This is a genomic window from Alteromonas algae (assembly GCF_049117195.1).
GTDB lineage: Bacteria > Pseudomonadota > Gammaproteobacteria > Enterobacterales > Alteromonadaceae > Alteromonas.
Genome location: NZ_CP185260.1, coordinates 366,246 through 378,645, shown reverse-complemented (window position 1 = coordinate 378,645; position 12,400 = coordinate 366,246). Strand labels below are relative to the sequence as shown.

The following is a 12,400-nucleotide window of genomic DNA, read 5'->3' as shown; positions in this document are numbered from 1 at the left end:
CTGTTACTTGTTACGACGACGTACGATAAGTTTATCGGTACGCTTGTTGCTTCGGGTTTTCTTACCTTTGGTAGGAACACCCCAAGGAGTTACTGGGTGACGACCACCTGACGTACGTCCTTCACCACCACCGTGTGGGTGATCAACCGGGTTCATGGCAACACCACGAACGGTAGGACGGATACCACGCCAGCGAGTTGCACCAGCTTTACCTAGTGAACGAAGCATGTGTTCTGCATTGCCCACTTCACCAATGGTGGCGCGGCAATCAGATAGTACTTTACGCATTTCACCAGAACGTAGACGTAAGGTAACGTAGTTTCCGTCACGTGCTAGGATCTGAGCATAAGCACCAGCAGAGCGTGCAATTTGTGCACCCTTACCAGGCTTCATTTCAATTGCGTGTACAACAGTACCTACTGGGATATTACGCATAGGTAATGTGTTACCAGACTTGATCGGTGCACCCGAACCTGACTGGATCGCATCATCTGCTTTCATACCCTTTGGAGCCAGAATGTAACGACGCTCACCATCTGCATACAATACTAGTGCAATGTTAGCAGAACGGTTAGGATCATATTCTAAACGCTCAACTTTGGCTGGAATGCCATCTTTGTTGCGTTTAAAGTCGATCACACGGTAGTGTTGTTTATGACCACCACCGATGTGACGAGTTGTAATACGACCATGGTTGTTACGACCGCCAGATTTGCTGTTCTTTTCAAGCAAAGGTGCGTACGGTGCACCTTTGTGCAGGTCAGGGTTAGTAACCTGAACAACGTGACGACGACCGGCAGAAGTTGGCTTAGCTTTCATTAATGGCATTTCTAATCCCCTTCTTACTCAGCGCCACCGACAAAGTCGATGTCCTGACCTTCTTTAAGAACCACGTAGGCCTTTTTCCAGTCGCTGCGTTTACCGAAAGACTGACCGTGACGCTTGGTTTTACCCTTAACGTTTACAGTGCGTACGCCTTCAACTTCAACCTCAAACAGTTTTTCAACTGCTGCTTTGATTTCAGCTTTGTTCGCGTCTTTGGCTACCTTAAATACAACTGTGTTGTTCGCTTCAGCAGCCATTGTAGACTTTTCTGAAACGTGAGGTGCTACTAGCACCTTCAGTAGACGTTCTTCTTTCATGCTAACGCCTCCTCAAGTTGTTTAACCGCATCAGCAGTCATTAGCACTTTCTCGAATGCAATCAAGCTCACTGGGTCAATGCCTGCAACGTCACGTACGTCAACTTTATATAAGTTGCGTGCCGCTAGGAACAAGTTTTCATCAACTTCAGGAGTAACGATAAGAACATCATTTAGTTCATATTCGTTTAGTGCAGCAATAAGAGACTTAGTCTTAGGTGCGTCAACACCAAACTTCTCTACCACGATCAAACGATCTTGGCGGATTAGTTCAGACAGGATGCTCTTAATTGCACCACGGTACATTTTCTTGTTAACTTTTTGGTCGAAGTCACGAGGCTTTGCAGCGAATGCACGACCACCGCCAACCCAAATTGGGCTACGGATAGTACCAGCACGCGCGCGGCCAGTACCTTTTTGACGCCATGGCTTCTTACCACCACCACGTACTTCAGCGCGAGTTTTCTGCGCTTTTGTACCCTGACGAGCTCCTGCACCGTAAGCTACAACGACCTGGTGTACCAGGGCTTCGTTGAATTCACGTCCAAAGGTCGCTTCGGATACTTCAAGAGCGCTTTGCGCATCTTTCAATGTTAATTCCATCAGTTCACTCCCCAGACGTTACGCTTTAACAGCTGGCTTTACGACTACATCGCTGCCAGTTGCGCCAGGTACGGCACCTTTCACTAAGATAAGGCTGTTTTCTAAGTCTACACGTACTACTTCCAAAGATTGGGTAGTCACTTGCTTGTTACCAAGCTGACCAGCCATTTTCTTACCTTTGAAAACTTTACCTGGTGATTGGTTTTGGCCAATTGAACCAGGTGCACGGTGTGACAAAGAGTTACCATGCGTCATACGTTGAGAACTAAAGTTCCAACGTTTGATTGCACCTTGGAAACCTTTACCTTTAGATGTACCAGTTACATCAATTTTTTTAGTGTCGTTAAAGATTTCAACGGTGATTTCACCGCCAACTTCAATATCGGCACCTTCGTTATCTTCTAGGCGGAATTCTGCTAGAGTACGACCTGCTTCAACACCAGCTTTAGCAAAATGACCTGCTTCAGCTTTGTTAACGCGGTTCGCTTTCTTAGTTCCAACAGTAACCTGAAGAGCGCGATAACCGTCAGTTTCTTCAGTGCGTAACTGAGTAACACGGTTTGGGGTCGCTTCAATAACAGTCACAGGGATAGACGTGCCATCTTCAGTGAAGATGCGGGTCATACCCACTTTACGACCGATTAGACCAATCGCCATTGTTAAAACCCTCTCTTGTTAGCCCAGGCTGATTTGAACATCAACACCGGCAGCCAAGTCCAAACGCATCAACGCGTCAACTGTTTTATCAGTTGGCTCAATGATGTCTACTAAACGCTTGTGAGTACGAATCTCATATTGATCACGCGCATCTTTATTTACGTGAGGAGATGTCAATACTGTATAGCGTTCTTTGCGAGTAGGCAGAGGAATAGGACCGCTGACCTGAGCACCAGTACGTTTCGCCGTTTCCACGATTTCAGCCGTAGACTGATCGATCAACTTGTGATCAAACGCTTTTAAACGAATACGAATTCTTTGATTTGGCATCGATTAAGCTCCAATCGAAAGAACAAAAAAATTCACCTTTTCTCTTCCATTTTTTATTGGAAAGAAAAGATGTGCGTAAACCGATGGTTCCCAATTGGAACCCTGTTCTTTTTCCTAACACGCCTGTAGTAAGGTTAATCGTAATGATTTTGCTTACTTCGCTGGCAACCACCCTAAAAACAGTGAGGTCGCGGTTAGAAACATTGCCCTATTTGGGCAGTGGGCGCGAATTATACAGAACTGAGACAGCATTGCAACTACCAGATCGCTTTTTGTACACATTAGTTCTGCTCACACGCTATATCGCAGCAATACTATAAACGTCTTATGCTAATAATGCGTTACATAGAACAGTACTTACGTACATTGTGCGTATCATTCGATATCTTTAAACTGTGTGTATACTGATGTTAGTCGTAGTTTACGTTCAATATGTTCGTTCAACGCGTTGTACTTTAGCCAGTTCCACGCTTTGATAAACCACTTAGTGTATTGCCGCTCAGTATTAATCGTTATATTGTGGCAGGTTAGCAGAGTCAATATTCATTAGCATGGCTATAAATAGAGAATTATGGAAGTAGAAAGCAACCAACATATTTTTGCGGATGTTAAACGTATTTTAGATGGCCATTCCGCATTATTAGACGCCTACAGTGCATTAGAGCCAATCATTTTGAAAATGTTTGGTGCGCAACGCATGAGTATTTTTCAAAGACGGCGCCAACATCAAGACTTGGTTGCTCGGTTTAAGACGGGTAAAGAAACATTAGAAATAAAAGTCCCCATTAGCCCGATGTCTATCGCCGGCTACGTGGCGTTATCTCAGCTGCCTTTGAATATTTCAGACCCTTATAATGCAGAAGAACTTAAGGAGATTCACCCACGCCTTCGGTTCGCAGATAAGTTCGATAAAGACAACGATTTCAAAACAAACAATATATTGTGTGTTCCTATTCTAAATGCAGGCGTTCTGATGGGCGTTATGCAGATTATCAATAAGCAAAATGGAAGCTTTAATGATACCGATTTGGAAAGAGCACAATCGTTAGCGCTCGTGCTTGGGGCTAAGTTTCGCTTCGAACTGGGTGGCACCAACAACCCCTTCGACCTACTCATTCATAAACAGCTAATAGATAAGTCGGCGTTAGAAGATATCCAGCGCTCGGCGCCCGACGTAAAAACCGTTGTACAACGGCTTATGTCAGAGCATCGTGTTCCTGAACAGGAAATTGGCAACTCGCTGTCGGTGCATTACCAAGTTCCTTTTATTGGCTATTTACCCGACAAGTATCACAAGTACGAAAACGACAGCAAGCTTAACTTATCTTATCTAAAACGTAATTATGTTGCTGTTATCGCCGATGTGCGCGACAACCCTATAGTGCTGATGGCAGAGCCTAATAATGCTGCACTTTTAATGGAAATTGAAAGTGCAATGGGTATTGATAGCTACGAAATTGCTGTCGGCTTACCTAGCCAGCTTCTACAGTATCTTGGTGAAGGCGGTGGTGGCGGCGCACCAGGTGAAATGAGTGAAATACTCGACGAGATTGGTACGTCTGCAGAAGAGAAAGATGACCAAATTGATGAACTCTCAGACGACGCGCCTGCAGTTGTCCGGTTGGTAAGCCGAGTCTTGCATGACGCTAAACGGTTAAATGCCTCCGATATTCATATTGACCCAGAAAAAAATGCCCCGACACGCGTACGGATGCGTGTGGATGGTGTTTGTCGTGACATGAGCCAAGTTCCCCATTCGCACCACAGCGCTGTGATTGCCCGCATTAAAATAATGTCTAATTTGAATATTGCCGAGAAACGGGTTCCGCAAGATGGAAAACTCGCGTTTAAAATGAACGGGCAGTTGGTGGAAGTGCGTGTGGCTACTATCCCTACGGTGGCAGGTGAAGGCGTGGTTATGCGTATACTTGCGTCGGGCGGTGCTATGCCTATAGACAAAATGAACCTTGCACCACGAAACCGTGAACGTCTAGAGGACATGATCAAGAAACCTCACGGGATTTTGCTCGTTGTAGGCCCTACAGGTTCAGGTAAAACCACCACGTTGCACGCTATTTTAGGCTACCTCAATACACCTGAGAAAAAGATATGGACAGCCGAAGACCCGGTAGAGATTACTCAGGCCGGGTTACAGCAAGTGCAAGTTAGTCCCAAAATAGGCTTTACCTTTGCCAACGCACTGCGCGCATTCCTGCGGGCCGACCCCGACATCATTCTTATTGGTGAGATGCGTGATAAAGAAACAGCGCATGCCGGCATTGAAGCCTCGCTGACCGGTCACTTGGTATTATCAACACTGCATACTAACTCTGCGCCTGAGACGATTACTCGACTTCTCGACTTAGGACTAGACCCTGTTAACTTCTCTGACGCTTGTGTAGGCATATTGGCACAACGATTAGTAAGAACATTGTGTGGCAATTGTAAGGAAAAGTATATTGCATCTGATACAGACAAAGCGTTTATTGAACGACAGTATGGTGCAGAACACATCGGTGAATTAAACCTGCCTTCCCCCCTAATGCTGTATAGAGGAAAAGGGTGTGAAGAATGCGGTAATACAGGCTATAAAGGCCGAACTGGTGTACATGAGCTACTCGGCATGACGTCTGAGCTGCGTTCATTAGTGTATAAAGAATCTAGCGTTGCACAAATGAAGAAGCAGGCCACGGAAGATGGGATGCGAACATTGGTTCAAGATGCCATATATAAAGTACTAAAAGGCGACACCGATATTGCACAAGTCCAGATAGTGGGAGGTGATTAATCACGACACAATTGTTAACATTCTACGTTTGCCATTAAGACCATTAAGGTCTGTTATAGGGAAATACCACTACACCTTAAGGAAAGGAAACCATGAAAAAATTTATTGCAACGATGATTGTATCTGTTGGGTTGTTATCCGGCACCAATGCCTATGCTGAAAAAGCGACAAAAGAAAGCATTTGGAGAAGTGACTATTTACTAATGGTTGAGCAAGGTCTGCATGCGCTTAAAGCAGAACGTTACGAGACAGCCAAAGAAAAACTGATGGAAGCGGCAAAACTCGGTAATAAACAAGCGCAATACTACTTAGCACAAATGTATCTTCAGGGATGGGGAGCCGAACCGGATTACGAAGAGGGTTGGTTATGGCTAAGTGTTGCCATGGAGCAAAAAACAACGGAGTGGAACCGTTCTTACAAACAAATAAAGAATGCACTTCCTGCTGAGTTCATTACGGCCATGCAACCTTTTGTTGACGAACACATTTCACTGTATGGTGCGAAAACTCAAGATTTACGCTGTGAAAAACGTGCTGCCATTGGCTCACACATTAAAATGATTATTTGCGAAAAGCGGTATTATTAGCGTTTGTTAACGCCCCAATAAAGAAGGCGACACATACATGTGTCGCCTTTTTATTGCGCTGAATACCAGTGACACTTACCGTTTCAGATACTCTCGAATGACGTAGTGTAATATACCGCCATGCTCAAAATACGTGAATTCGTTAGAGGTATCGATCCTGACATCCATAGTGATAGTCTTTTCGTTTCCATCACCATCTGCATAGCTTACCTCAACCTCTTTTTGTCCACGTGACACCGACGAAATAGAGAAGGTTTCTGTGCCCTTAATGCCTAAGCTATCTGCACTATCACCTGACTTAAACTGTAAAGGCAAAATACCCATACCGATTAAGTTAGAGCGATGGATACGTTCATAACTTTCAGCGAGTACTGCTCTTACGCCCATCAATGAGGGCCCTTTAGCAGCCCAATCTCGACTTGAGCCCGTACCGTACTCTTTGCCGCCAATAACAATGGCCGGTACGCCGTCAGCTTTATAACGCATGGCTGCATGAAAGATAGACATCGAATTCCCACTTGGGAAATGCGTTGTGGCACTACCTTTCGTCCCTGGCGCTAATTGGTTCTGAAGACGCACATTAGCAAATGTGCCTCGCATCATGACTTCATGATTACCGCGTCGAGAACCGTACGAGTTAAAATCGTTCGGCGATACGCCATTTTCCTGTAGGTATTCCCCAGCAGGACTATCTGGAGCAATCGAACCGGCGGGTGAAATATGGTCTGTTGTTATCGAGTCGCCAACCTTTACAAGACATCTCGCTTTTTCTATCGTTTCTAATGCCTCAGGCGTTTCTCCCATGTTTTCAAAAAACGGAGGGTGCTTGATATAAGTCGAGTCAGGCCAGTCGTATACCGATGCATCACTTACGACTAAGTCATTCCAGACTCCGCTCCCTTTAAATACATCCGCGTATTTTTGCTTGAAAATATCGCCCGTCACGTGCTGCGCTATATGGGATTGAATCTCTTCTTCTGTCGGCCATAAGTCTTTTAAATAGACCAATTCACCGTCATTCCCTTTACCCAGTGCCGCGGTAGTAATATCAATATTCATATTTCCAGCAAGCGCATAAGCGACAACAAGCGGTGGTGATGCTAAATAGTTAGCGGCAACATCTGGATGAATGCGCCCTTCGAAGTTACGGTTGCCCGATAACACCGACGTGGCCGTTAACTTCGCCTTGCGAATAGCACCACTGATTTCTTCAGGTAATGGACCAGAGTTACCAATACATGTTGTACAACCGTAACCAACAAGATTGAACCCAAGCGCCTCAAGCGGGTCCATCAACCCTGCATCTTCTAAATACTGCGTTACGACCTGTGAACCCGGTGCTAATGATGTTTTTACCCAAGGTTTACGCGTTAACCCTTTCTCTGCTGCCTTCTTAGCCACCAAGCCTGCGGCAACCAATACTGATGGGTTTGACGTGTTAGTACAGCTTGTGATGGCGGCAATGACTATTGCGCCATCTTCTAGGTTAAATTGCTCGCCGTTGAACGACACATATGAATCATGTTCTTCATCGACCTCGGCAAAATCACCGCCCTCTGCAATAAAGTCGGTTTCTTCATCTAGCACTTTTACGTCAATCTGTGAGCGGTGCCATTCATTAAATGCACTTGCCGCTGCATCAAGCGCTATGCGGTCTTGTGGTCGTTTAGGCCCAGCAATAGAAGGAACGACATCGCCAAGGTCTAGCGATAATGATTCATGGTATTCGGCATCTTTATCGTTATCGTCATGCCATAACCCACTTTGCTTGGCATACGCTTCAACAAGCGCAATTTGCTGTTCATCTCTGCCGGTTAAGCGCAAGTAATCAAGTGCTACGTCGTCAATTGGGAAAATTCCGCATGTCGCACCGTATTCTGGTGCCATATTCGCAATGGTAGCTCTGTCAGCCGTAGTAAGATACTTAAGCCCCGGACCATAAAACTCAACAAATTTACCCACGACACCATGGGCGCGTAATTGCTGGGTAATAGTAAGCACCATATCAGTAGCTGTTACGCCAGCGGGCAAACGACCAGACAATCTAAACCCAACCACGTTGGGTAATAACATGGTTACTGGCTGGCCAAGCATTGCGGCCTCTGCTTCTATACCACCTACGCCCCAGCCAAGAACGCCTAAGCCATTAATCATTGTGGTATGTGAATCGGTTCCCACCAGCGTATCTGGGTACACGAAAGTCTCGCCATCCACTTCTTTTGTGAAGGCACAGCGGGCAAGATATTCAAGGTTAACTTGGTGCACAATTCCTCGACCCGGCGGTACAACCTTAAAATTCTCGAAGTTTGATTGGCCCCATTTGAGGAATTGATAACGCTCTTTGTTTCTTTCAATTTCAATGTCAGTATTTTTCTCAAGCGCGTTTTCTTGAGCAAAATAATCGACCATAACAGAGTGATCGATTACTAATTCAACAGGATTAAGCGGGTTGATCGCTTGCGCATCGCCACCTAGTTTATTGATGGCATCTCGCATTGCCGCAAGGTCGACGATAGCCGGTACGCCGGTGAAATCCTGAAGAATAACCCGTGCAGGGACAAACGCGACCTCATGCTCGCTGGCGTCTTGTGTGTTCCATTGCGCCACATGCTCAATATCTTCACTTGATACAAAGTCTTCGTTTTCATGACGAATAAGGTTTTCTAGCAGCACTTTGATACAAAAGGGTAATCGGTCGAGAGCGTATTTGCCCTGTAGCTTGTCAAAGCTTGTTGCTTGATAGGTTTTTCCATTTACTTCTAACGAAGAAAAAGATTGATATGACATGCGCTCACCATCCTTATTTGCTTTGCGTAAATATGGCAGATTATGTCGCAGAAAACGGGATCCTTTAGCGAAAAGGTAACAAGAAAAGGCGCGCTGGCAACCATGACTCGCTTGCTGATATACGCTCGTTTTTCCTCAACACAAACTGCTTGTTGGCAATGTATACGTATAAAGTATGAAAAAAAGTTCATGTTATTTGAGGAAACAAGTTAAGCCGCTATTTACGCGTATATATTAACATTTTGGCAACAATCGTATTTAAATTGGGGAGTACAAAGCGTATTCTATCGCCTCAGCATTGGTGGGCCGTTAACGGCTTCACGCATTGGTAAAAAAACTAGAATTCAAAAAGACGTACTAATGACTCATCCACTGGTTAAAAAGCATGACCTTATCCCCCATCCCGAGGGTGGTTTTTACAAGCAAATTTATAGCGCTAGTACACAGGTAAGTTCTCCACACCACGGGCAACAACGCCCAGCAGTAACGCATATTTACTTTCTATTACTAAAAGGCCAAGTAAGTCGATTTCATCGGGTACTTCACGATGAAATATGGAACCACTATGACGGCGCACCTCTACGCTTGTTTCAGTTGCACCAACAACAACTTTGGGAACAGCGCATAGGAGGTAAGGAAGATGAGTATGCGTGTGTAGTAGAAGCAGGCCGTTATCAAGCAGCCGAGTCTATGGGCGACTATTCGCTTGTAGGGTGCAGTGTTGCCCCTGGCTTCGACTTTGCAGATTTTAGCTTTATAGAAGAACCCTCTATGAAAAATTGGATAGAAGTGTCGCACCCCGACATGTATCGGTTCGTGTAGCACACGATGTCACCCTTGTAAGGCAAATAAAAGTCGCAGTAACGGCTTAGTTTTAATGGTACTACCTGCGTATTTCCTGCGTTAGGCGCTGGATTTTTCGCTTATGATCAACGATGATACGTGACAGTTTTTTCATATACGTCTGAGCGTCTATTCGCTAGTCAATCATCAGACTCTTTTACTTTAACGCCGCAGGTAACATTACTATGTATAAACTGGTACTTATTCGTCACGGAGAAAGTCAGTGGAACCTTGAAAACCGTTTCACAGGCTGGCACGACGTAGACTTAACTGACACAGGGGTAGCACAAGCTAAAACCGCCGGTCAGTTACTGAAAGATGCAGGTTTTGAATTCGACCAAGCGTACACGTCTGTATTGCTTCGTGCGATCAAAACACTCAATATTGCACTTGAAGAGATGGGTCAGCACTACTTAGCCGTAGAGCGTCACTGGCGTTTAAATGAGCGTCACTACGGTGCCCTTACTGGTTTGGACAAAGCAGAGACGGCAGCAAAACACGGTGAAGACCAAGTGAAAATTTGGCGTCGTAGTTTCGATATCCCACCACCAGCGGTAGGCGATGATAGCGAACATTTTCCTGGTCACGATAGCCGTTATAGCCATGTTGATGCTGACATTCTTCCTCGCGGAGAAAGCTTAAAACTGACCATTGAACGCGTACTTCCATATTGGCACGACGTTATTCGCCCTGATATTCAAAATGGTAAGCGCGTGATCATTGCCGCACACGGTAATAGCCTTCGCGCCCTGGTAAAATATTTAGATGATATGTCTGATGACGATGTACTGAGTCTAAATATTCCTACTGGCGTACCACTGGTTTACGAACTAGATGAAAACTTAAAGCCAATTTCCAAAGAATACCTTGGTGATGCAGATGCTATCAAAGCCATGATGGATGCGGTAGCTAAGCAAGGCAAAGCAAAATAAGCGTATCTTCAATACGTGTAAGAAAGGGCTGCTTGGGCATATGTGCAAGCAGCCCTTTTTATTTATGGCACACAATAAATGGGAAAAATTGGCAAAGCTTTTCCTAACTCTCTACATTAGCGTAACGCTCTAAGTAATTATGCATGGTGAACACTAATGTCAGATCTAGAAATTACTCGAAAAGTCGCACAGTTTAAATCAGCAAACACGCTATTAACAGGCCATGGTGCCCTGAGCGCATTACCTGAACACCTTGCTTTACTTGGCGTCTCAAGGCCCGCGATTATTACCGATAAAGGGGTAAGTAGCTCTGGCATTTTGCGCTTTGTTACCACCTTATTGGCCGAACCTGCGGTATTGATTATTGATGATATTCCCCCAGAGCCAGAAGTGTCCATTATTGATGTTAAGCGTCGGCAGCTTGCTGAACACAATGTTGATGGCATTATTGCGGTGGGCGGCGGTAGCGCCATTGATAGTGCTAAAGTGTTAGCGGCTACGTACGGGTTTAATGGCGAACTCCAATCGCTTTTTGGTGAAGGCCTTGTGCCTCCCAGAACGCTTCCACTGGTGGCCATTCCAACCACCGCAGGTACTGGGTCGGAAGTGACTAATATTGCGATATTGTCTGATGAAAAAGCGCAGCTAAAAAAAGGTATTGTTAGCCCCTACTTGCTACCCGATGTGGCGATTGTCGCCCCAGAGATGACCGTTACATGCCCTTCTCATATTACTGCTGCTAGTGGGGTTGATGCCTTTGTTCATGGCCTTGAAGCTTTTATTTCAGTAAACGCCAGCCCCATTACCGACGCATTGGCAATAAAAGCCATGCGCCTTATTTATCATGCGCTTCCTTTGGCTTATTCAGACGGTAACAATATTGAGGCGCGCGAAGATATGGCGACCGGCAGCCTAATGGCAGGGTTGGCATTTGGTAATGCTGGAGTGGGTGCGGTACATGCTTTGGCTTATCCGTTAGGCGGGCGCTACCATCTGTCGCATGGTATGAGTAATGCCGTTATGCTACCGCATGTTATGCGCGTTAATGCGCCCTCATGCGAAGCAAAGCTTCTTGAAGTTGCTGCCGCACTGGGTATAAACAAAACAGATCGCAACGCCACTATTAACGCTTTACTTGATGCTATAGAACAGTTGTGTCGCACTGTAGATATTCCCGCCTCGCTACGGGCGTTTGATATTCCAGAAGAAGATATTACGCAATTGGCAAAAGATGCCAGCAACGTAACGCGGTTATTGCGCAATAACCCTAGAGTATTAAGTGTTGACGATATTGAAGCGATATATCGCGCGGCATACTAAACAGCGTTACACAGTCAAAATGCTTCATGGCGCACTAACAACACGTTATTATGTTGCAACCATATTGTTGTAGGTGCCCTTCTCATGAATGAATTTTTTAGCGCAATATCGAAAGCACTTAGCCCGTATTACACAGAAATGAGCATTATGCTTATGGCCACCATTCTGGTGGTATATGGCGATATTATAAATGGCCATGTAAAACGCCTATTAGCACCATATCATTTTACGATTCGCATTAGCTTGTTTGTGGTGCTGTGCGCATTTGGCTACGGCGCGCTTACCTTGTACGGTGCACCATTCTTAAAGCATGTTATTGCTTATTTACCGTGGCAGTATCAGGGTGCAGGGTTTGTTGCGGCATTCATGATGATTGGCTTTTTAGCTGAGCGACGTAGATACATTTAACAGC

The 12,400-nt window shown here is 45.3% G+C and carries 12 protein-coding genes; 6 read left to right on the top strand and 6 right to left on the bottom strand.

Features of this window, described 5'->3' with window-relative positions; genetic code table 11:
* Window positions 1-3 precede the first annotated feature (3 nt).
* Genes rplB through rpsJ form a run of 5 tightly spaced genes read right to left on the bottom strand, consistent with a single transcriptional unit; the run spans window position 4 to window position 2,731 of the window.
* Complete coding sequence (rplB, locus tag ACOJRU_RS01655) at window positions 4-828, bottom strand: 50S ribosomal protein L2 (protein ID WP_421133334.1); 825 nt, start codon at window positions 826-828, stop codon at window positions 4-6.
* A gap of 14 nt (window positions 829-842) precedes the next feature.
* Window positions 843-1,142: a 50S ribosomal protein L23 gene (gene rplW / locus ACOJRU_RS01650; protein WP_421133333.1), complete on the bottom strand. Its 300-nt coding sequence runs from the start codon at window positions 1,140-1,142 to the stop codon at window positions 843-845.
* Window positions 1,139-1,744 (bottom strand): 50S ribosomal protein L4, encoded by a 606-nt coding sequence (gene rplD / locus ACOJRU_RS01645; protein ID WP_421133332.1) that lies wholly within the window; start codon window positions 1,742-1,744, stop codon window positions 1,139-1,141. The genes rplW and rplD overlap by 4 nt, the downstream gene beginning before the upstream one ends.
* A gap of 18 nt (window positions 1,745-1,762) precedes the next feature.
* Complete coding sequence (rplC, locus tag ACOJRU_RS01640) at window positions 1,763-2,401, bottom strand: 50S ribosomal protein L3 (protein ID WP_421133331.1); 639 nt, start codon at window positions 2,399-2,401, stop codon at window positions 1,763-1,765.
* 18 nt (window positions 2,402-2,419) lie between these two features.
* Window positions 2,420-2,731 (bottom strand): 30S ribosomal protein S10, encoded by a 312-nt coding sequence (rpsJ, locus tag ACOJRU_RS01635; protein ID WP_006012796.1) that lies wholly within the window; start codon window positions 2,729-2,731, stop codon window positions 2,420-2,422.
* 571 nt (window positions 2,732-3,302) lie between these two features.
* On the opposite strand from rpsJ, the gene ACOJRU_RS01630 reads away from it, so the two are divergent.
* On the top strand, window positions 3,303-5,519 hold the full coding sequence (locus tag ACOJRU_RS01630; protein WP_421133330.1) for a GspE/PulE family protein: 2,217 nt from the start codon (window positions 3,303-3,305) through the stop codon (window positions 5,517-5,519).
* Between the two features lie 92 nt (window positions 5,520-5,611).
* Entirely contained in the window at window positions 5,612-6,106 is a 495-nt protein-coding gene (locus ACOJRU_RS01625) for a hypothetical protein (protein ID WP_421133329.1), read from the top strand.
* 75 nt (window positions 6,107-6,181) lie between these two features.
* Here ACOJRU_RS01625 and acnA read toward each other — a convergent pair whose 3' ends face one another.
* On the bottom strand, window positions 6,182-8,893 hold the full coding sequence (acnA, locus tag ACOJRU_RS01620) for an aconitate hydratase AcnA (protein ID WP_421133328.1): 2,712 nt from the start codon (window positions 8,891-8,893) through the stop codon (window positions 6,182-6,184).
* 360 nt (window positions 8,894-9,253) lie between these two features.
* Here acnA and ACOJRU_RS01615 point away from each other — a divergent pair, with 360 nt between their 5' ends.
* The 4 genes from ACOJRU_RS01615 to ACOJRU_RS01600 all read left to right on the top strand — a co-directional run bounded on the left by ACOJRU_RS01615 (window position 9,254) and on the right by ACOJRU_RS01600 (window position 12,396).
* On the top strand, window positions 9,254-9,715 hold the full coding sequence (locus ACOJRU_RS01615; RefSeq protein WP_421133327.1) for a cupin domain-containing protein: 462 nt from the start codon (window positions 9,254-9,256) through the stop codon (window positions 9,713-9,715).
* Between the two features lie 206 nt (window positions 9,716-9,921).
* Window positions 9,922-10,668, top strand: a complete 747-nt coding sequence (gene gpmA / locus ACOJRU_RS01610) for a 2,3-diphosphoglycerate-dependent phosphoglycerate mutase (protein ID WP_421133326.1) — start codon at window positions 9,922-9,924, stop codon at window positions 10,666-10,668.
* A gap of 156 nt (window positions 10,669-10,824) precedes the next feature.
* Window positions 10,825-11,988 carry an iron-containing alcohol dehydrogenase family protein gene (locus tag ACOJRU_RS01605; protein ID WP_421133325.1) on the top strand — a complete coding sequence of 388 codons (1,164 nt, stop codon included), beginning with the start codon at window positions 10,825-10,827 and terminating at the stop codon, window positions 11,986-11,988.
* Between the two features lie 84 nt (window positions 11,989-12,072).
* Window positions 12,073-12,396 carry a DUF3392 family protein gene (locus ACOJRU_RS01600; RefSeq protein WP_421133324.1) on the top strand — a complete coding sequence of 108 codons (324 nt, stop codon included), beginning with the start codon at window positions 12,073-12,075 and terminating at the stop codon, window positions 12,394-12,396.
* Window positions 12,397-12,400 lie beyond the last annotated feature (4 nt).

Bases quoted from the DNA above. Each gene is read 5' to 3' on its own strand.
- rplB (WP_421133334.1), bottom strand. From the start codon at position 828: ATGCCATTAATGAAAGCTAAGCCAACTTCTGCCGGTCGTCGTCACGTT.
- rplW (WP_421133333.1), bottom strand. From the start codon at position 1,142: ATGAAAGAAGAACGTCTACTGAAGGTGCTAGTAGCACCTCACGTTTCA.
- rplD (WP_421133332.1), bottom strand. From the start codon at position 1,744: ATGGAATTAACATTGAAAGATGCGCAAAGCGCTCTTGAAGTATCCGAA.
- rplC (WP_421133331.1), bottom strand. From the start codon at position 2,401: ATGGCGATTGGTCTAATCGGTCGTAAAGTGGGTATGACCCGCATCTTC.
- rpsJ (WP_006012796.1), bottom strand. From the start codon at position 2,731: ATGCCAAATCAAAGAATTCGTATTCGTTTAAAAGCGTTTGATCACAAG.
- ACOJRU_RS01630 (WP_421133330.1), top strand. From the start codon at position 3,303: ATGGAAGTAGAAAGCAACCAACATATTTTTGCGGATGTTAAACGTATT.
- ACOJRU_RS01625 (WP_421133329.1), top strand. From the start codon at position 5,612: ATGAAAAAATTTATTGCAACGATGATTGTATCTGTTGGGTTGTTATCC.
- acnA (WP_421133328.1), bottom strand. From the start codon at position 8,893: ATGTCATATCAATCTTTTTCTTCGTTAGAAGTAAATGGAAAAACCTAT.
- ACOJRU_RS01615 (WP_421133327.1), top strand. From the start codon at position 9,254: ATGACTCATCCACTGGTTAAAAAGCATGACCTTATCCCCCATCCCGAG.
- gpmA (WP_421133326.1), top strand. From the start codon at position 9,922: ATGTATAAACTGGTACTTATTCGTCACGGAGAAAGTCAGTGGAACCTT.
- ACOJRU_RS01605 (WP_421133325.1), top strand. From the start codon at position 10,825: ATGTCAGATCTAGAAATTACTCGAAAAGTCGCACAGTTTAAATCAGCA.
- ACOJRU_RS01600 (WP_421133324.1), top strand. From the start codon at position 12,073: ATGAATGAATTTTTTAGCGCAATATCGAAAGCACTTAGCCCGTATTAC.